Genomic DNA, 19,141 nt, shown 5'->3' with positions numbered 1-19,141 from the left:
ATACAACAAATAAAATGATAAGAGTTAGGTGGGAAAATGGTTCATTCCAATCAAGCACACGAAACGATAAATAGTCGAGTGGAAGCATTATTGGCAAAAATGACATTAAAGGAAAAGGTTGGCCAGGTTAATCAGAAGCTGTATGGCTGGGAGGTCTACGAAAAAACAGACACTGGCTATGTTCTAACAGAAAAGTTTAAAGAACATGTACAGCGGTGGGATGGACTTGGCGTTCTCTATGGGTTATTCCGTTCTGATCCATGGTCGGCAATCCATTTTGATAATGGCATAACAGTGGAAGCTAGTGCTGAGGTAGCCAATATGATTCAGCAATATGTTAAGGAAAATACAAGACTAGGCATACCAGTTCTGCTGTCAGAAGAATGCTCACACGGTCATCAAGGCTTAGATAGTATGATAACACCTGTTAATTTAGGGATTGGTGCAACGTGGAATCCAGAGCTGCATGAGAAACTAATGGCAGCTGTTGCAGAGGAAGTCCGTGCAAAAGGTGCTCATCTTGCACTAGTTTCTACATTGGATATATTGCGTGATTCGCGCTGGGGTAGATCGGAGGAATGCTTTAGTGAGGATCCTTTTCTCGCAGCGCAGTTAACAGAGGCTGTTGTTAAAGGGATGCAAGGGAAGCAAGCTGATCTGATTCCAGCGGACAAAATGATTGCCGTATTAAAGCACTTTGCGGCACAGGGAAACGGTGCGGGAGGCAAAAATGCAGCACCTGCTTCCATTGGCGAAAGAGAATTGAGGGAAATTCACTTGCCGCCGATGAAAGCGGCTATCCAATCAGGTGCTCTCGCCTGCATGGCCGCCTATAATGAAATTGATGGCATACCCTGCCATGCTAACGGTCAACTTCTTCAGCAGATTCTGAGAGAGGAATTAGGATTTAATGGAGCGGTAATGGCCGACGGCTGTGCACTTGATAATTTAGTTGCCTTAACGGAAAGCAGAGAAAAGGCAGCAGCATTAGCACTTGAAAGCGGTGTAGATATAAGCCTGTGGGATGATGTGTATCCTGCTTTGGAAGCTGCAGTCGAATTAGGACTTGTTAGTGAGGAAAAGCTTAATGACGCTGTAAGAAGAGTGTTGACACTTAAATACAAAATGGAGTTGTTTGACAATCCTTTCGTGGAGGAGAACCCGCAGAGAAATAAGGAACAGGCAGAAAAAATCAATTTGGAATCAGCTCGGCAGTCGATTGTGCTGTTAAAAAATGATGGTATTCTTCCTTTAAAAAAGGAGCTGAAAAGAATCGCGGTCATTGGCCCGAATGCAGATGCTATGTATAATCAGCTTGGCGATTATACACCATTTCAAAGAGAAAGCAGAGTCCTCACCGTCTTGAGGGGTATCGATTCATTGGCAAAAGAGGCAGAGGTGCTATATGAACAGGGCTGCGGCATTCGATCTGATAATGAGGAAGGATTGGAAAAGGCAGTTCGTCTTGCCAGTAGTTCAGATGTTGCTGTTGTTGTTTTAGGCGGTTCAAGTGCAAGGGATTTTAATGCCCAGTTTGATCAGAACGGTGCAGTTATTAATACAACTGGTGAGGAAGAAATGGATTGCGGCGAAAATGTCGATATTGCCGATTTGGAGCTTGGTGGTTTGCAGCTTAAGCTTTTACAAAAGGTAATAGAAACAGGGACACCGGTTGTAGTGGTACTGATTTCTGGCAGACCCCATGCAATTCCTTGGATTGCAGAGCATGCGCCAGCAATCGTAAGCGCATGGTATCCAGGGCAAATGGGCGGTCAGGCCATCGCGGAGATTTTATTTGGAGAAGTTAACCCAAGCGGAAGATTACCTGTCTCGATCCCAAGGTCTGCCATGCAGCTGCCAGTCTTTTATAATTACAAGGATGGAGGATACAGGAAGGACTATTATGATATGTCTGGTGAACCTTTATATCCATTTGGTTTTGGTCTTTCCTATACAGAATTCGTATATGATAATCTTCAAATTAAAAGAGAGTCAATTGCAGCAGAAACATTAGCGGACGGGGAAAAGTTCTGTATATCTGTTAATGCTACAAATGCTGGTGATAATGACGGTTATGACGTGCTTCAGCTTTATATAAAGGGGAAGGCTGGAAGCATTATTAGGAGAGTTAAAGAATTAAAGGGCTTTAAGAAGGTATGGCTTGCGGCAGGAGAAACAAAAGAAGTTCACTTTGAGCTAGGAGCAGAGGAGCTGCAAGTGTACAGCAGTCACAATACCTACAAGGTGGAACAGGGAGACTTTGAAATAGAAGTTGGAAACCCCGTCAGTAGCTTAAGTGCTGCTTTAAATATCGGTTGATTCTTGGTGTGGACATATTTAGGAAGAGGACTAATTTAGTCCTCTTTTTGTCTTTTGCTTCAAAGAAAAAGAAAGAGGTTTGCTAAGTAGATTTTTCCTTGATGTAGATGGACTTGCAGAGGATTATAAACTAAATAAATTGCCAGATTTTGCATCTGAAAGCGGTTGAATTTAACTAGTGTTTTTGTTATGCTTAAAGCAACTTTACAGGAAATGGAGGTTTTCCTTTTGACAGCATCCATGAGATTAAGATTCTCACCATTCATTCGTTAATTGAATACGTATGAAGCTCTGCCTATATTTTAGAGTAGGGAATGGTCTGTCTATTTTTAAGGAAGCCTTTATTTGACGGGTAGTTTTAAAGAGGGAATAGTCTGCCCTCTTTTTTGCTGTCTTTTATTGTTAGGACAGAGCCTTTCTAAGGATGTAGGTGAAGCACCATTTCTAAAAATATAAGATGAAATGAGTGGGGAAATATGAACTTAGTTAATAATCAGCAAAATGAAACTTGGTTAAAAAACATCGTCCTGTTTTTAAGCAGCCAGACTATTTCGCTTTTTGGATCATCTCTTGTTCAGTATGCGATCATGTGGCATATCACATTAACAACAGAATCAGGAATGATGATGACATTGTATATCATCTGTGGTTTTATTCCGACGTTTATTCTGTCACCAATCGCAGGAGTTTGGGCAGACAGATATAATCGGAAAATCTTGATTGTACTTTCTGATGGGCTTATCGCATTTGCTACATTAATCCTGGCCATCCTTTTTATAATGGGCTTTGATTCAATCTGGCTCTTGTTTGTTATGGCGGCGATTCGGGCATTTGGGGCGGGAATTCAAACACCTGCTGTTGGTGCCATCTTGCCACAGGTTGTTCCTAAGGAAAAGCTGACAAAGGTAAATGGAGTGAATGGCAGCATTCAGGCTATCATCATGTTCGTATCACCGATGGTAAGTGCTGCATTATTGGCAACTACAGCCATTGAGATTATCTTCTTTATAGATGTCATTACAGCAGCAATAGCGATTGTTACAATGCTTTCCTTTGTGAAAATTTCTGTACATGAAAAGGCAGCGGAAAAACAGACAACAAGTTATTTTGCCGATTTTAAAGAGGGCTTGAGCTATGTGAACAGCAACAGCTTTTTGAAGTCATTTTTCGTGTTTTTTGCGATTTTCTTTGTGTTAATGGCACCTGCTGCATTTTTGACACCGCTCCAGGTTACTCGCAGCTTTGGCAGTGATGTGTGGCGTTTGACAGCAGTTGAACTTGCCTTTTCCATCGGGATGATTGCAGGCGGCGGCATTATTGCAGCTTGGGGCGGCTTCCGCAATAAGATCAGCACAATGACGCTTGCAAGTGTCATTATGGGTGTATGCACATTAACTCTCGGAATAGCGCCGTCATTTTGGCTATATTTAATCTTCATGGGAGTCTTCGGCATTGCGATGCCGATTTTTAACACACCAACTACTGTACTTTTGCAGGAGAAAATCTCTGAGGAATATTTAGGAAGAGTTTTTGGCGTGTTAGGAATGATTTCTACCTCCATGATGCCAATCGGTATGCTTATTTTCGGTCCGTTAGCAGATATTATTAGAATTGAATGGCTGTTAATAGGCACTGGATTATTCATGCTTGTGCTTACCGTTTTCTTAAGCCGGAATAAGGCATTAATTGAAGCAGGAGAGCCTGTTGTTACTGAAGCTTAATGAATTCTGACAGAATCCAGATATAATAACCTGTTGTCGTACAGACAGCAGGTTATTAAGGTTGTAATAATAAGACAATGTTTTGCTAAAAGGAGAAGAGGCATGTCAGTATCTATTGTAGAATTACACCCACACAATCCTGAATGGGTATCCAAATTTGAACGGGAAAAGACAAGGATTTTAGAGGCACTAGGCGATAAGACATTAGCAATTGAACATATAGGCAGTACGTCCATTAAAGGATTAGCAGCTAAGCCTATAATTGATATAATGGTAGGTGTTGATAATCTTAACCAAGTAGCTGAATGGATACCATCATTACTCGATATTAAGTACGAATATGTACCTAAACCAGAATTTATTGATAGAAGATTTTTTAGGAAAGGTCCATGGGGTCAGGGGATTTGTCATCTGCATATTTGTGAATACGACAGCACAGAATGGCAGGATAAAATACTTTTTCGTGATTTTCTCCGATTACATCCTGAAGCTGTAAGTGAATATGCTTCATTAAAGGAAGAACTTGCCCATGTACATAAATTAGATCGACATGCTTATACAGAGAGAAAAGGACCTTTTATTAGGAGAATGATAGATTTTGCTAGATTTGCTGGAGAGAACAAATTAACAAAGGGAATATAAAGCTTTAAACGTTAATCAATAATAAATTAAAAATGCTCCCGGAACACGGGAGCATTTCTACTATCCTAGCTTATTTACCTTTTTTCACGATTTTAACAGCTTCCTGTGACACATAAAACTTGCCATTGCTTTGAACTGTAACTGTTTTTAACTCTTTATCCTTGCCTTTGATTGTGACAATATTTTTATTTACTGGGATTTCTGCTGTAGTTTTGCCTTTTTTAACTACTAGAACAGGGTTGGTTTTGTCAGATGAATCAATGCTGACTTTTGCTCCGATTTTTTTGAATGCACTTTCTGCTTCCACGAATACCTCTTTATCCACTTTGCCTAAGCTGAAGCCTAATGCAGTTGCCGTAGATTTTGCAACATCTGTATTTTCGATTAAACCAGTCGGCTTGCCTGGTCCATAAGAATACATGAATAGGTCTTCGCCTGTATGTCCACCTGTTGTAAAGCCAAGATTTGCGCGGTTTGCAAGAAGCTGAACAAGCGTTTTACTTAAGTTAGTAGAAGAGTTTAATGCTTTCGTTTCGTCTGCAGTAGGATTAGTAATTCCATATAATGCTGCTACTTCTAAAACATTTGAATTGTCTTTTTTAAGCTGCTTTAATGCACCCTCTAATGTCATTTCCGCTTCTTTCAATGGATCAATATAAGCAGAAACTGGGGTAGCAGGGTAAGAAGAATTTGTATTTTGGTTACCGATTGAAATTCCGCTGTTCCCATGATCAGATACGGCAATAACTAATGTGTTTTTATCTCTCTTCGCAAAAGCTACAGCTTCTTTGACTGCTTCATCAAAAGCTAGTGTATCACTGATCATTCCGATTGGGTCATTTGCATGTGCTGCCCAGTCTGGCTTGCTTCCTTCAACAAATAAGAAGAATCCGTCCTTATCTTTTGAAAGTGTTGAAATCCCTTTTTTCGTCATTTCTGCAAGAGTTGGTTCTTCCGGATTTGTTTGTGCACGATCCATATCATATGCTAATGCTGCTGGCGCGAAAGTCCCCCATAGCTTGTTTGATTTTGACTTCAATAATTCATCACGTGTTTCTACTATGTCATAGCCTTTCTCCTCAATAACATCTACAAGGTTCTCACCGTCTTTACGGTTTTTAGCTTCAATTGAGTTTTTCCCGCCGCCTAACACAACATCTATGTTTTGATAGACTTGTTGTTCAGCGATACTGTCATAATCAGTACGATGTGTTGCGTGTGAAGAAAAAGCTGCTGGTGTTGCGTGCTGGATTTCTGATGTAGCGATAATACCAGTTGCTTTCCCTTCAAGCTTAGCACCTTCCAATACATTTGCAACAGGTTTAAGCGGATCATCAGCAAGGGAAGAATCTACTCCCGGTGACGCTATCTTTTCTGGAAGAACGCCGACAAATTTATCGTTTGATTTATTACCTGTTGCCATCGCTGTTCCAGCTGGAGCAGAGTCAGTGACAGCAGATTCAGCAGAATATGTACGCACACCACCAGACATGATTTCGTCCATCGCAAGTGGCTCCCCTTTATACCATCTCGCAAGTGTAGTAGTAGTTGAGCTGACTCCATCCTTGACAAGGACAATAACATTTTTAGCCTGCTGCGATTCTTTTTTCGCTTCTACCTTCTCATTTGCTGAAGTATATGCAAACGATCCAAGTGCTAAAGAGCTTGCTAGAGTGATTCCCATAACCTTTTTATTTATTTTCATGTTAATCGTTTCCCCTTTCACTTCTAAAAGCTAGATATGATTTCTGCTATTTGGACTAGGACAATTTGAATTAGAGAATCACTCCTTTAATAATCAATTGCTTCTTAGTATAAAGCGACTAAGTTAATAGATTGTAAAGAATGTGTAAACATTTGTCAGGGAAGGGGAAAATAGGAATAATTACTCAAGTGAATGAATACGTCTTCATTTTCAGGAAGGAGTTATTTCCTGGAGGATAATTTTTTGATGTAGCTGATTCTCGCTGGAAAGTGTAATGTTGCCATATAATATAGAGACATCTTCCATTCTTTTTAACTGGAAATCACAAGTGCCGCTGTAAAAGGTTGAATCTGTGCAGAATAAGTTCAAAATTACGTGAAGAATCCCTGTCTTGTTTACTAATCCCACAAGCTCCCCATAACAAATGCTCTTACTATAAAAGCTTGCAGTAATAATGTCATTTTCCTGCGTAAAGTGAAAGATGGCATTATATAATAATTCCTGTGCATTTTCATGATGAATAGACAAAAAAACTTTTCCGTTGATGTTTTCCATGAGGGACCCATCCTTCCTATTTTTGACTTAAGAATAAGTTATGGAACGCATTTCAAGTCAATAAGACTTTTAGACTTTAAATTTGTATTTGACCTGGTACTCGTTTCATAAATTACAATTTAAGCAAATGATAAGAAGGTGAGGGGACGATATGCTGGCACTCATTTTACTTTGCTTCATTATCTTTTGCGGCACATATGCTTGTATAAAAGCATCAGGAGGAACAATTAACGTCACACCAATTGAAACATTTGATGATTATTTCTTAGATTCAAATACAACTTCTAACAAAAGATAAGCAGATCCTTTTGCGCAAAGGGCCTTAATGGGCCTTTTTTGCTGAATTGACCTGGTACCCGTTTCATACGTTAGTATCGTAATAAAGTATATTGAAGTAAATAAGGTGAGAAAATGACAAACATTAAGGATTTGGCAAAAATGTCAGGCGTATCTGTCTCAACGGTATCTCGTGTCTTAAATAACCACCCATATGTAAGCGCTGAAAAGAAAGCAGCTGTTTTGAAAGCGATTGAATGCACGAACTACAATAGAAATATTAATGCCGTTCATTTAAGCAGGGGAAAAACACAGCTTATGGGTGTCGTGCTGCCTGTCACCGATACGCCTTATTTTGCATTGCTGCTTAAAGGGATTGCTAAAAGAGCTTTAGAAAATGATTATAAGCTCGTCTTGTTTCAAATAGATTATGCCGAAGAAAAGGAAATCGAAGCATTACAGATGCTAAAGCAAAAGCAAATTGATTCCTTGATTATTTGTTCAAGAAAATGTGAATTAGCCCTTATCCAAGAACATATACAATATGGAACCATTGTTCTTTGTGAAAAGACAACTGAAAAAAGCCTTCCCTCCGTCTTTATCGATCATTATGAGATTTTCTTCCAAGCACTAGAGTATTTGTATCAAAAGGGCCATAAAAAAATTGGCTATAGTGTTGGAAGAAAAACTGGTTCGAACAGTTCGCTGCGTGAGCAAGCATATAGGGATTTTTTAGAAAAATATAAGCTTCCATTTTATTCTGATTACATTATGGATGATTGTTTGTATTTCGAGGACGGAGAAAAGGTAATGCAGAGGCTGAGAAGCATGGATATTCAACCAACCGCACTTATTATTACTAGTGACCAAGTGGCTGCAGGTATTATGATAGAATGCCAAAAGGAGGGGATATCCATCCCAGAACAACTTGCAGTTATTGGATTCAATAATGAGCCTATAGCTAAAATGATGAATATTACCACTATAGATATACCGCTTGTTGAATTAGGGGGAGACTTATTTTTACAGGCATATCATGGATATAATTCAAATAAGCAAATCTCTGTTAAGTTAATAGAAAGAGAAACTGTTTAGAACTTAAGGATCTGCACATCTTTAAGTTCTTTTCTTTATGTAAAGCTTGCAGGAAAACGAAACTTATTGGCAGAGTAACCGTACATTACATAAAGGGAACAATAGAGGTGAAATTGATGAGTGACAACAAACCTTTTAAGCAAGAGACGCTTCGAACAAAACTAATTATTATCATAGCAATCGCCGTTATTGCTATCACTGTGCTAGGGGTGATAACCGCAGGTTACTTCTTTGGCATCATTGGCTTATTTCGGCTGTTGGGTGTTCAATACGATTCCTTTGGTTCCTTATTATGGTTTATTGGTGGATATTTGCTAATAGGAGGAATTGGTGAGCTCTTCACAAATGTCATGCGAATATTCATGCGAAAAGCGCAAAAATGGCGAGAGTCACAAATCAAAGCAGTCTTTATTTTATCATCCTTTCTAGTAAATCTTATTATTATCTCATTTCTAGACAATGTAATGAATTCGATTGAAATGGAGGCAATCACAAGGGTGATAGTTTCACTCATTTTAGCGCTAGCAGATTATGTGATGGATGCTAACATCGGCAGTAATCAAGAAGAAAAACAAATATGATAGCTGCCCAATTTTTAATTGCCAACTTCATTCATAATGAACTACAATTAAATGGAATTATCTTATATTTTTGGAGGTTATTATGTCAATTAAACAAGTAACTCTTGCTTCTGAATGGAATCTTATTTTTCATGAAAACTATTCACTATTTGTTGATATCGAATCTATGCACAAATACAGCATCATTGACGTTGATAATGACTTAATTGCCATTTTTACACTGGATGATTCATCAGTAGCCTTCCAGCACAGTATTTATAATTTGCAGCATACAATAGATTTTGCTACTAAAACAATTGATATTAAGCATAAACCTTATGAGGAAGAGGGAGAATAAGAATCTCTTTCGTTCAATTAAATATATGATTTGTGTTAGCTCCTTTACTAATAGAAGAGGGGGCTATTTCTATGAGGTTGCCCGCGGAAAAAAATTTAGTAATATCATCTAGAATATTGAAATCAGGGTATTTAGAATGGAGAATCGGAGGAATACATGGCATTAAAGCACGACTTTTATCTTATTCCCAAGACAACAGATATCATAAGCTTTTGGCAGTATACAAGTGATAATAGTAAATATATTGAACATATTGCCCTGCATGATGATTTAATACTCTATATAACAGACACCTTAAAATGGATACCAACAAAAAATCCAGGAATGCGTGCAATAACCGCTGGATTCGGAATTAATTATCATGGCGTCACACTGCTGGATAAACATTCAGCAGTACCTTTAAGAAATATATTTTCGGCATGGCGAGATTTATTTAATATTGCACCAGAGAAGATAGAGTTAACAGGTGATTTTGTAGGGGAGGATAATCATCAGAATGGGGAGTATGAAAGGCTAATCCTGAATCGGGACGAAATAGTTAGACAACTGGAAAAAGTCATTGCTATGTCCGAGAGGTTGTTGGATGGGGAATATTATGTTTATCATTGTGGAGTATGAAAATAGTAGGAACTAAATAGGTACAATACATTTTTTGCTAGGTAGGAGCAAGCGTTGCATTTTTTGTGAAGTATTATTTCATAACAACCTCTTTTTAAGGAACACTAAACCATGGAGGTGAAGACAGTGTCAAACAGAAAAGCTGATCCATCAACAATTGGTTTAGGTTCGACAGAAGTACAAGGACAAGGTACTACGATGAAAGAGACGGGGAACAGAAAGTCTGATTCCTCAAACAAAAAGCAAAAAAAATCCTGATTAATGTTAGTAAAGGTGAAAACAGGCGGAGAATATTCCGCCTGTTTTATTTATATATTAGCTAGCTTGATTGAATTTGCGAGGGAGGAATTGACTTCTATATTATCGAATTTCAAACCGAGTTGAATTGCGGTTTGGGCTACTTCTGGACGGATGCCAGAAAGATTTGTTTTCACACCAATTAGTGATAATGCTTCAATTAGCTGAAAGATTTGGTGTGCAACCATTGTATCGATGATAACTACACCAGAAAGGTCAAGCAGAAGTCTGTTTACACCTAGTCGATTACATTGTTCTAATGTTTTCTCTAGTAGGATTTTTGCACGTGCAGTGTCTATTTCTCCTACTAATGGTAATAAAGCTGTCTTCTTATTTAACGCGATAACAGGTGTGCTTAATTCAAGAATTAATTCCTGCTGGGCATGAAGTCTTTTTTCAGAGCTTTTATTATACTCCTTTGTAAACCATTCAATCACATAACCCATCGTGTCTGTGATAATTTGATAAATAGTATGTATTTCATTTACTGAGATGCTGTCTTTATTTTCTTCTATAAAAGCAGTCATTAATTGAAGGTACTGATGCTGAGTTCTGTGAAATTCTCGGATAATAAAGTGTATCGGTGTTTGTGCATGCTCCTGATCTTGGGCAACCTTTAAAATCCATTTTTCAAAATCGGCTAAAAAGCTGTCCTTTTCTTTCGTAAAAACCTCTGCGAAATTTTCATGAAACTCATAGTTCTGCTGCTTCACTTCTTGGATTACTACTGGGTCATTAGATGCGTAAACTCCGCTTGAATTTTTCTTATCTAAATTTTTATACCAATTTTCTGTGAGCTGCCATGTCTGTTCAACAAAAAACTGATAAAGTTCTTTATTCGAATACACTTTCAATCCCCCTGCTGATTATAAGTATTATTTGTCCATACAAATTTTACACTATAAAAAGGAATCCGTCTAAGATTCCATCGTACTTTTTACTTACGTCTCTATCCTAAAAAAATCCCTCCAAATAAGGTAACTACCACAAATTTAATGATGTTACTCTCTTTAGAAGGAGAATGTTAATTTATTATAGGAATGTCTTCAATGTATCTTGAAGTGTGCCTCTAGTTTCTGCATCCTTTTCAAAACGAATACCAGCGTGAACCATTTTTTTGACGAGTTCTGGTCTAAGGCCAGTAAGTATTGCTTTACATCCCATCATGGAGATACCAGCTAATATCTTTTCAAAATAATCAATAACATCCATTTCCATAACTGCAATGCCTGAAAGGTCGATAATTAAGGTTTGGATTCTTGATTCTGCAATATCATTTAATACTTTTTCCTCAATAACTCTAATCCGAAAAGAGTCGATTGCGCCAATTAATGGCAAAACGGAAACAGACTGCTTCACAGGGATAATCGGCACAGATAAATGCTCGACCATTTCTCTTTGCTGGAAGATCATTTCATCCTTATAGTTTGAATAGTTAAGGAAAAAGCTGTTTAAAAAACGATCCATCTTTTCGTTGATGGCTTTCTCTAAAATATAATAATTTTTTCGGTCAGTAATAATATCTTTTTGTTCATCAAGGATATGGATAAAATGCCAAATGGTTCTCCGAATAGCCTGAACCCATTCCAATTTAAGCTCAAGTGTCAAGGAATGCATCGCCCATGCAATTCCTTCTTGTTTTGCGAAGGAAACCAATTCTTCCTCTTTATTATCAATAATATAAAAAACCATTAGTTTTGCATTTTTTAATAAATCAATATTACCCCTATTTAAAATATCCGTGATTTTTGTTGAGACGTTTACTGCTTCAGAAAGTAATTTATTTTCGAATTGATCTCCACTTTCGTTAATAAATTGCTTTATTTCTTCCCTAATGCTCTCGATTGGATTCATGTCAAATACCCCTTTAGCAAGTAATAAATGTGTTTGATTGTTTATTTAACTTATATTATATAAGCAATGAATATATAAGGGCAATTAAAGTTTCTTATTTGATGGGTTGAAAGGAAGAGGGAGTAGGATAAGTTCATTATTGTTGTAGCACAATAATGTGGAGTTACAACAATATTGGAAAGAAGGTGCTTATGGTGAAATATGAACAGTTGGCAAAGGATATTATTGCAAATGTTGGAGGTAAAGAAAATGTCAACAGTGTAGTTCATTGCATCACTCGTTTGCGTTTTAAGCTGAAAGATGAAGGTAAGGCGAATACAGATGTTATTAAGAATATGGAGGGTGTAGTTACCGTTATGAAAAGCGGTGGCCAATATCAAGTGGTCATTGGAAATCATGTACCTGACGTGTACAAGGCGGTAGTGGAGATAGGCGGGTTTAATAACCAAACCTCTGAAGATAAACAAGATGAGAAGTCTCAGGGCCTTTTTAATCAATTCATTGATATCATTTCCAGCATCTTTACACCTGTATTAGGAGTGCTGGCAGCAACTGGGATGATTAAAGGGTTTAATGCGTTATTTTTAGCATTAGGCTGGCTAGAAACAACGTCAGGAACCTATCAAATATTAAATGCGCTTGGTGATTCCTTATTTTATTTCTTCCCGATATTTTTAGGATATACAGCAAGTAAAAAATTTGGCGGGACTACCTTTATTGGAATGGTAATTGGTGCTTCACTCGTATACCCGACATTAACAACCTTATCGACAGGAACAGCCATTACTACATTATTTTCAGGTACCGTTTTTCAGTCGCCAGTATATATTACTTTTTTAGGTATTCCAGTAATACTAATGAGCTATTCATCATCCGTTATACCCATTATATTGGCTGCTTACTTTGGGGCAAAGCTGGAGAAGTTCTTCCGAAAGGTAATTCCAGATGTGGTAAAAGCCTTTTTAGTTCCTTTTTTCACCCTATTAATAGCAGTGCCGATTACGTTCCTGGTAATTGGACCAATTGCAACATGGGCAGGTGTATTAATTGGACAAGCAACACTTTGGCTATATAATCTTAGCCCAATTATTGCAGGTGTGTTCGTTGGAGGCCTATGGCAGGTGTTTGTCATCTTCGGGCTTCATTGGGGGCTTGTGCCAATTGCGATCAATAACCTGACAGTAAGTGGATCAGATCCAATCCTTGGTACGATGTTTGCTGCATCCTTTGCACAAGTCGGTGCAGTACTTGGTGTATGGGTTAGAACAAAGCAGCAAAAGTACAAAACATTGAGCATACCGGCGTTTATTTCAGGGATCTTTGGTGTAACAGAGCCTGCTATCTATGGAATTACGCTACCATTAAAAAAACCATTTATTATCAGCTGTATTGCTGCAGCTGTCGGCGGTGGAATTCTTGGGTTTGCCAATTCACAAATTTTTATGGTAGGCGGCCTTGGGATTTTTGGAATTCCTACTTACATTGATCCAAAGGCAGGCATAACATTTGGGTTCTGGGGAGCAATTATCGCCATTATTGTCGGATTTATTCTGGCATTCATTCTAACTTACTTATTTGGAAACAGTAAGACAGAATCAACAGAAACCACTAATGCTAACAACCAGGTAACGAAAGAGGAGCAGGTTCCTGTGCAGTTAGGTGACGAGGTAATTTATAGCCCGATAAATGGAGCAATACTATCTTTATCAGAACTGAAGGATGAGGCATTTGCTTCAGGTGCATTGGGACAAGGTGTAGCAATTGAACCAGCAGAAGGAAAAGTGTTCTCACCTGTAGATGGTACAGTAACAGCCCTATTTCCGACAAATCATGCAATAGGCATTACATCTGATAAAGGATCAGAAATTTTAATCCATGTTGGGATGGATACGGTCGAGCTGAATGGCAAGCATTTTCATGCACATGTTGGCCACGGGTCAAGAGTTAAGAAAGGGCAACTGCTAATTGAGTTTGACATAAATGAGATAAAAACAGCGGGATATGTTGTTTCTACACCCGTTATTGTCACAAATCAAGGGGATTATATAAGCATAACATCAACTGAGCTAAAGCAGGCAAAAGCGGGAGATCAATTAATCGAAACAAAAGTAAAGGCTTAATAATTAAATGAGGTGAAGAAAATGAGCAGGTCAGTGCAATTTCCAGATGGATTTCTCTGGGGAGGTGCCGTTGCAGCAAATCAGTTAGAAGGAGCATATCAAGCAGATGGTAAAGGTTTATCTACTGCAGATGTTTCTCCTAACGGTATTATGAGTCCTCCTGACTTTTCCATGAAGAATTTTAACTTGTATCATGAAGGAATTGACTTTTATCACAAGTATAAAGAAGATATTGCCCTATTTGCAGAAATGGGCTTTAAAGCCTTTCGTTTTTCCATCGCATGGACACGGATATTTCCGAATGGTGATGACAAGCAGCCGAACGAAAAAGGCCTGCAATTTTATGATGATATGATAGATGAATTACGAAAATACAATATTGAACCTGTTGTGACTATTTCTCACTATGAGATGCCCCTGAACTTAGTCGAAACATATGGTGGCTGGAAAAACAGACAGGTAGTTCATTATTATGAAACTTTCGCGAAAACGATTTTTAAACGATACAGCAGCAAGGTAAAGTATTGGATGACTTTTAATGAAATTAATGTGCTATTGCATGCCCCGTTCACTGGTGGAGGTCTTTTGTTCAAGGATGGCGTTCACAATGAACAGGAAATTTATCAAGCCGCACATCATCAGTTTGTTGCTAGTGCTCTCGCTGTTAAAGCAGGGCATGAGGAGATACCTGAATCGCAGATAGGCTGTATGATTGCCTCGATGATAACCTATCCTTTCAGTTCTAAACCAGAGGACATGTTTGCAGCATTATCACAGGACAGGAAAACACTGTTTTTCTCAGATGTTCAATCTAGAGGCTACTATCCAACATATATGACCAACTATTTTGCTGATAATGGAATTAATATAGAAATGCAAACAGGTGATTTGGAATTATTGCAGGATTACACTGTCGACTATATAGGCTTCAGCTACTATATGTCATTTGTTGCAAGCACTGACCCAGAACATCAAGCAGGCAAGACTTCAGGTAATTTATTTGAAGGTGTCAAGAATCCATACTTAAAATCGTCTGAATGGGGCTGGCAAATAGATCCTGTTGGGTTAAGAACGGTCTGTAATCAACTGTATGACAGATACCAAAAGCCGTTATTTATTGTAGAAAATGGACTTGGTGCAGTTGATAAGCTTGAGGAGGATGGCACAATTCAGGATACTTATCGAATTGACTATCTTCAGCAGCATATTAATGAAATGAAAAACGCAATTGGCGATGGTGTAGAAATAATGGGTTATACGTCATGGGGACCAATTGATTTGGTTAGTGCCTCAACAGCTGAATTAAAGAAACGCTATGGATTTATTTATGTTGATAGGGACAGCGAAGGAAAAGGGTCTAATGAGAGACTAAGGAAGAAAAGCTTTTATTGGTATAAGCAAGTAATTGAGACTAATGGAGAAGTCCTTTAGTTAGAAAAAAAGGGCCTTAAAATTTAAGGTCCTGCTTTTGATTATACTGATGTAAGAATAGGCAGCTGGTTGACTTCATAATTCATACATACTCGGTTTCTTCCAGATCTTTTTGCTTGATACAATGCTTTATCTGCCTCTTCGATAAGGACACTGACATCATTAGTTGTTTCTGGATAGCTTGCAACACCGATGGAAACGGTAATATTTATTTCTTCGCCAGAGCTTAATGTAAAAGGAAATTGTTCTACATTTTTTCTGATTCTTTCACTAATCTCATTTGCTCTTTCAAGAGAACAGTCTAATAAAATGACAGAAAACTCCTCACCGCCATTCCTGCTGACTATATCAAATGAACGGGTGGAAGAGGAAAGCAGGGCACCTAATTCTTTTAAAACAATATCACCATCACCATGACCATATGTGTCATTTATATGCTTGAAAAAATCAATGTCAATATAAAGGAGAGAAAGCTTTTCTTCCTTCTGGCCAACATTATTGGCGAGCGTATTAAAAACCTCATCGAATTTCCTGACATTATTTAATCCAGTTAAACCATCCGTAGTCGATTCCAGCTTGTACTTATCCAAAAGCAGCTTCGTTTTTCTAAGATATACGAGCATATAAAACGCTAATACACCGGCAGAATAGGAGGCAACCCAATAAGTCGGAAGCAGCAAATACAGTGATTCCTTACTCTCAACAAGAAAAACAGCCATTACAGACAGCAAAACATTGTTTGCAGTTAGTATAATAGCAATTTTCATCTGTAAGCTCATCTTTACCTTAGAAGAAAGTAAAAGTGTAATAACTGAAACAGTAAGGATATAGCCTATTGCGATGTAAGAAGCAAAACTAAACCCTATCATTAAACGCCCGACAATAAAAAACAGTAAGGCAATAGTAATGGGGGTTATACCTCCGTAGAATGCAACTAATATAAGTGGGACATGCCTTAAATCAAAAATAGTATCACCAATATTGATGCTGTAAAACATTAATATATCTGAAGAGATACCGGCAACAATACCAGCGTGAATTTTGTGTTTTAATTTTGAACTGCGATTTAATGGTGTTTTAATTAGCTGTGTGTATAAAAAAATTAATGATGTTAATATCGCAAAGTTTGCAAATAATTCTTTTAGTATCATAAATATATATCACCATAGATAATTTAACATAATAGCATCACCGTGTAACTAGAACTTTTCACCAGTTAAAAGCTTAGCTAGGCAATAGTGTAAAGGTGGGATAACTATATGTCTCAGCAGATAGCGTCCACGTGCTATTTAGAGATACTCTTCAGGTAAATCGCTAAGGAAAAGCCCCTCACTCAAAAGCTTCATATCATTATGTATTTGTTTCTTGATTACTGGGTCATCACATTTATAGTAATCATCCATCAATCGCTTCAGTTCTTGACATAGTAGCTCAATTTGAATCATATAGTTTTCCTTTCTTGTAGTAGCTAATAATTATTATGCACGAACAGTATTTCGGATGGAAGGGATTCGACAAAAGAAGTGTTGAATTTATCACTTAAAAGAAAAGGAAACCAATGATAAGCGCTACGATAATAATGTACTGTATCATTCACCTTTAGCTTAAAAATGTTACCATTCCATCTGATTTAATTTTTGTAATATTATAATATTTTCTTCACTAAAGGGAACTTATCGTTAAGTTATTCGTAAAAATAGATGAAAAGGAGAGATGAGATGAATATAGGGCGGATTTTATTGATTGTTGGGTTGTTAATGTTAATGGCGGGAATTTATATTTCCTCCAATTGGACTGTTTTAGGATCAATTATAGGGATTTCTGGAGGACTAATACTAGGGTTAAGCACTTTTTACTTTATTAAGTCTAGACCAAAATGACATTTGAACTTTATTGCTGCCGCTTGGCAGTTTTTTTAGGTATTTGTCTTATTTTTAATAAAACTCTTCTCGATAATGTTTTCTTTATACTCTAAATAAAGGTGCGCTTCCATTTGAAGCGCACCTTATTGTCGGCAATCCCTGTAGCAGACATATTGTATTAGTTTTCTATTTTTCTCTATTTATATATCCCAAGAAAATGTAACGGCACTTTTGTTAGGAATGCTATAGGTAAAGAATTTGCCTTCATAATTAACTTGGAAGCTCTTCTTTTCGTTACTCTGATTCAGTGCGATGAGAACAATGGATTTGTCAGGATTTTGGTAAGCAACCGTTTCTAAAGCTCCTGGGAAATTGGTGGAATAAATGCGTGCAGCTTCCGCTTGAACAAATTTGCTTGCGTGTCCTAATGCATAATATTCGGCGTTTTTTTCTATATTGCCAGTAGCTTGATCAATCGTTAGTAAGCCAGTGCAGTTGTTGCATCCACCGTTTGTTGGACCATTATTTTCATCTAAAGCGATATTCCACATAAGGACAGACTTTGCCCAATTGCGAGGACCTCCAATAATAAGATTGGACATTTGCCAGCTGAAATTATCCGCAAAGCTTTCACTCCATTTACCTGAGCTGCACTCTGTTAAATAGATTTGCTTAGTTGGATAGCTTTCATGAACCTGTGACATAGCAGCTGGTTCTCCTTCATAGCAATGAAAGGCGAAACCGTCTATATATTCGGTGGCAATATCAGTTTGAGAAAGAGAGTTTATATAATCTCCTGCGCCATGCCAGTTATGATCATAACCAATGATTTTAGTTTTAATGTTATGCGCTTGAAAAGCAGGTCCTAAATACTGTCCAATAAACCTTGCCTGCTCCTCTGCACCCATGCTCATAGATGGATAATTCTCTGAGGTGAATTCTGGTTCATTTTGCAAGGTTATAGCTGATATGTTAACACCATTGTTTTGATATGCTTGAATGTAACGAACAAAGTAGTCAGCATATGTTTCATACACTTTGTCATTCGTATAGTCCAAATACCAGCCGTTGAGGGTTTTTTCGCCGAATTTCATCCAAGCAGGCGCCGTCCAAGGTGTACCGATAATCTTCATATCCTGTTTTACGGCAAGTATTTCCTGCAGGCTTTTAATGACGTTCCTGTCTTTTTCAATGGAAAAATCCTTCAAGCTATAATCTGTTGCCTCCTTTGTATCATCGTACGTATAGCTGCTTGGATACCCATTTTCATCTACGGAGAAATCAGATGCACCGATTGTATGTCTGATAGCTGAAAGATTAATACCTTTACTTGTAAATAAGTCCTCATACATAGAAGTTCTATCAGCAGTATTCATGTTTTGAAACAAGTACGCAGAAGAGCCTGTTACAGCTGCTCCAAAGCCATCCATTTCCTGATACGCTGTATTTGGGTCAATCGTTATAAATAAGGGAGGGGAGGAATCACTATTTGAAAGATACAAGGACTCTTTTTTCTCCAGTAAGTCCTTTTTATCTCCTGTTGTTTGCCAAACGGAAACCTCAACGTCTTGTTCTGCATAGTTGTTGTCCTGCTTTTTTAATTGAAAGGTCGTAATAAGTGTAAGGAGAAGTACTAATAAAAGCAAGAAGGTTACCATTTTGAATTTAATTTTCATTGTTCATTTGTCCTCCTAAAAAAATCCCCACAAAAAAGGCTTGTGGGGAAAT

The 19,141-nt window shown here is 37.7% G+C and carries 18 protein-coding genes; 12 read left to right on the top strand and 6 right to left on the bottom strand.

Going from position 1 to position 19,141, the window contains the following annotated elements; translation table 11 throughout:
• Positions 1–36: 36 nt before the first annotated feature.
• From EM808_RS17320 to EM808_RS17310, 3 genes are all read left to right on the top strand, one after another.
• A complete protein-coding gene (locus EM808_RS17320; RefSeq protein WP_127739458.1) occupies positions 37–2,319 on the top strand; it encodes a glycoside hydrolase family 3 N-terminal domain-containing protein in 2,283 nt (760 codons plus the stop codon).
• A 476-nt stretch (positions 2,320–2,795) separates the two neighbouring features.
• Complete coding sequence (locus EM808_RS17315) at positions 2,796–4,040, top strand: MFS transporter (protein WP_127739457.1); 1,245 nt, start codon at positions 2,796–2,798, stop codon at positions 4,038–4,040.
• Positions 4,041–4,142: 102 nt separating this feature from the next.
• Positions 4,143–4,682: a GrpB family protein gene (locus EM808_RS17310; RefSeq protein WP_127739456.1), complete on the top strand. Its 540-nt coding sequence runs from the start codon at positions 4,143–4,145 to the stop codon at positions 4,680–4,682.
• 70 nt (positions 4,683–4,752) lie between these two features.
• Here the strand turns inward: EM808_RS17310 and EM808_RS17305 are convergent, their stop codons facing one another.
• Complete coding sequence (locus EM808_RS17305; RefSeq protein ID WP_127739455.1) at positions 4,753–6,387, bottom strand: alkaline phosphatase; 1,635 nt, start codon at positions 6,385–6,387, stop codon at positions 4,753–4,755.
• 210 nt (positions 6,388–6,597) lie between these two features.
• Positions 6,598–6,942 carry a hypothetical protein gene (locus EM808_RS17300; protein ID WP_127739454.1) on the bottom strand — a complete coding sequence of 115 codons (345 nt, stop codon included), beginning with the start codon at positions 6,940–6,942 and terminating at the stop codon, positions 6,598–6,600.
• 151 nt (positions 6,943–7,093) lie between these two features.
• On the opposite strand from EM808_RS17300, the gene EM808_RS28635 reads away from it, so the two are divergent.
• The 6 genes from EM808_RS28635 (at position 7,094) to EM808_RS17275 (ending at position 10,107) form a co-directional block, all read left to right on the top strand.
• On the top strand, positions 7,094–7,240 hold the full coding sequence (locus EM808_RS28635; protein ID WP_164849699.1) for a hypothetical protein: 147 nt from the start codon (positions 7,094–7,096) through the stop codon (positions 7,238–7,240).
• A gap of 113 nt (positions 7,241–7,353) precedes the next feature.
• Complete coding sequence (locus EM808_RS17295) at positions 7,354–8,313, top strand: LacI family DNA-binding transcriptional regulator (RefSeq protein ID WP_127739453.1); 960 nt, start codon at positions 7,354–7,356, stop codon at positions 8,311–8,313.
• Between the two features lie 116 nt (positions 8,314–8,429).
• Positions 8,430–8,894 (top strand): YrvL family regulatory protein, encoded by a 465-nt coding sequence (locus EM808_RS17290; RefSeq protein ID WP_127739452.1) that lies wholly within the window; start codon positions 8,430–8,432, stop codon positions 8,892–8,894.
• A gap of 82 nt (positions 8,895–8,976) precedes the next feature.
• A complete protein-coding gene (locus EM808_RS17285; RefSeq protein WP_127739451.1) occupies positions 8,977–9,231 on the top strand; it encodes a hypothetical protein in 255 nt (84 codons plus the stop codon).
• A 156-nt stretch (positions 9,232–9,387) separates the two neighbouring features.
• A complete protein-coding gene (locus EM808_RS17280) occupies positions 9,388–9,849 on the top strand; it encodes a coproporphyrinogen III oxidase (protein ID WP_127739450.1) in 462 nt (153 codons plus the stop codon).
• 126 nt (positions 9,850–9,975) lie between these two features.
• Positions 9,976–10,107, top strand: coding sequence for a YuzL family protein (locus tag EM808_RS17275; protein ID WP_127739449.1), 132 nt, complete (start codon positions 9,976–9,978; stop codon positions 10,105–10,107).
• A gap of 50 nt (positions 10,108–10,157) precedes the next feature.
• Here EM808_RS17275 and EM808_RS17270 read toward each other — a convergent pair whose 3' ends face one another.
• Entirely contained in the window at positions 10,158–10,994 is an 837-nt protein-coding gene (locus EM808_RS17270; RefSeq protein WP_127739448.1) for an STAS domain-containing protein, read from the bottom strand.
• A 184-nt stretch (positions 10,995–11,178) separates the two neighbouring features.
• Complete coding sequence (locus EM808_RS17265) at positions 11,179–12,000, bottom strand: STAS domain-containing protein (protein ID WP_127739447.1); 822 nt, start codon at positions 11,998–12,000, stop codon at positions 11,179–11,181.
• A 194-nt stretch (positions 12,001–12,194) separates the two neighbouring features.
• Between EM808_RS17265 and EM808_RS28940 the strand changes: the two genes are divergently transcribed.
• Complete coding sequence (locus tag EM808_RS28940) at positions 12,195–14,120, top strand: beta-glucoside-specific PTS transporter subunit IIABC (protein ID WP_205685875.1); 1,926 nt, start codon at positions 12,195–12,197, stop codon at positions 14,118–14,120.
• 21 nt (positions 14,121–14,141) lie between these two features.
• Positions 14,142–15,551 carry a glycoside hydrolase family 1 protein gene (locus EM808_RS28935; RefSeq protein ID WP_205685871.1) on the top strand — a complete coding sequence of 470 codons (1,410 nt, stop codon included), beginning with the start codon at positions 14,142–14,144 and terminating at the stop codon, positions 15,549–15,551.
• Between the two features lie 41 nt (positions 15,552–15,592).
• On the opposite strand, the gene EM808_RS17255 is transcribed toward EM808_RS28935, so the two are convergent.
• Positions 15,593–16,702 carry a GGDEF domain-containing protein gene (locus tag EM808_RS17255; protein WP_127739446.1) on the bottom strand — a complete coding sequence of 370 codons (1,110 nt, stop codon included), beginning with the start codon at positions 16,700–16,702 and terminating at the stop codon, positions 15,593–15,595.
• A gap of 567 nt (positions 16,703–17,269) precedes the next feature.
• Between EM808_RS17255 and EM808_RS28630 the strand changes: the two genes are divergently transcribed.
• Positions 17,270–17,431 carry a hypothetical protein gene (locus EM808_RS28630; protein WP_164849698.1) on the top strand — a complete coding sequence of 54 codons (162 nt, stop codon included), beginning with the start codon at positions 17,270–17,272 and terminating at the stop codon, positions 17,429–17,431.
• A gap of 182 nt (positions 17,432–17,613) precedes the next feature.
• Here the strand turns inward: EM808_RS28630 and EM808_RS17250 are convergent, their stop codons facing one another.
• Complete coding sequence (locus tag EM808_RS17250; protein ID WP_127739445.1) at positions 17,614–19,089, bottom strand: glycoside hydrolase family 30 protein; 1,476 nt, start codon at positions 19,087–19,089, stop codon at positions 17,614–17,616.
• Positions 19,090–19,141: the final 52 nt, after the last annotated feature.

The organism is Niallia taxi (genome assembly GCF_004005475.1).
GTDB classification, from domain to species: domain Bacteria; phylum Bacillota; class Bacilli; order Bacillales; family Cytobacillaceae; genus Niallia; species Niallia taxi.
The sequence above is the reverse complement of the archived record's forward strand: the minus strand, read 5'-3'. Positions and strand labels throughout refer to the sequence as shown.

What these genes read in the sequence shown, in the direction of transcription:
- EM808_RS17280 (WP_127739450.1), top strand. Translation starts at nt 9,388, where the DNA reads ATGGCATTAAAGCACGACTTTTATCTTATTCCCAAGACAACAGATATC.
- EM808_RS17310 (WP_127739456.1), top strand. Translation starts at nt 4,143, where the DNA reads ATGTCAGTATCTATTGTAGAATTACACCCACACAATCCTGAATGGGTA.
- EM808_RS17285 (WP_127739451.1), top strand. Translation starts at nt 8,977, where the DNA reads ATGTCAATTAAACAAGTAACTCTTGCTTCTGAATGGAATCTTATTTTT.
- EM808_RS17255 (WP_127739446.1), bottom strand. Translation starts at nt 16,702, where the DNA reads ATGATACTAAAAGAATTATTTGCAAACTTTGCGATATTAACATCATTA.
- EM808_RS17295 (WP_127739453.1), top strand. Translation starts at nt 7,354, where the DNA reads ATGACAAACATTAAGGATTTGGCAAAAATGTCAGGCGTATCTGTCTCA.
- EM808_RS17315 (WP_127739457.1), top strand. Translation starts at nt 2,796, where the DNA reads ATGAACTTAGTTAATAATCAGCAAAATGAAACTTGGTTAAAAAACATC.
- EM808_RS17290 (WP_127739452.1), top strand. Translation starts at nt 8,430, where the DNA reads ATGAGTGACAACAAACCTTTTAAGCAAGAGACGCTTCGAACAAAACTA.
- EM808_RS17250 (WP_127739445.1), bottom strand. Translation starts at nt 19,089, where the DNA reads ATGAAAATTAAATTCAAAATGGTAACCTTCTTGCTTTTATTAGTACTT.
- EM808_RS17265 (WP_127739447.1), bottom strand. Translation starts at nt 12,000, where the DNA reads ATGAATCCAATCGAGAGCATTAGGGAAGAAATAAAGCAATTTATTAAC.
- EM808_RS28630 (WP_164849698.1), top strand. Translation starts at nt 17,270, where the DNA reads ATGAATATAGGGCGGATTTTATTGATTGTTGGGTTGTTAATGTTAATG.
- EM808_RS28935 (WP_205685871.1), top strand. Translation starts at nt 14,142, where the DNA reads ATGAGCAGGTCAGTGCAATTTCCAGATGGATTTCTCTGGGGAGGTGCC.
- EM808_RS28635 (WP_164849699.1), top strand. Translation starts at nt 7,094, where the DNA reads ATGCTGGCACTCATTTTACTTTGCTTCATTATCTTTTGCGGCACATAT.
- EM808_RS17320 (WP_127739458.1), top strand. Translation starts at nt 37, where the DNA reads ATGGTTCATTCCAATCAAGCACACGAAACGATAAATAGTCGAGTGGAA.
- EM808_RS17300 (WP_127739454.1), bottom strand. Translation starts at nt 6,942, where the DNA reads ATGGAAAACATCAACGGAAAAGTTTTTTTGTCTATTCATCATGAAAAT.
- EM808_RS17305 (WP_127739455.1), bottom strand. Translation starts at nt 6,387, where the DNA reads ATGAAAATAAATAAAAAGGTTATGGGAATCACTCTAGCAAGCTCTTTA.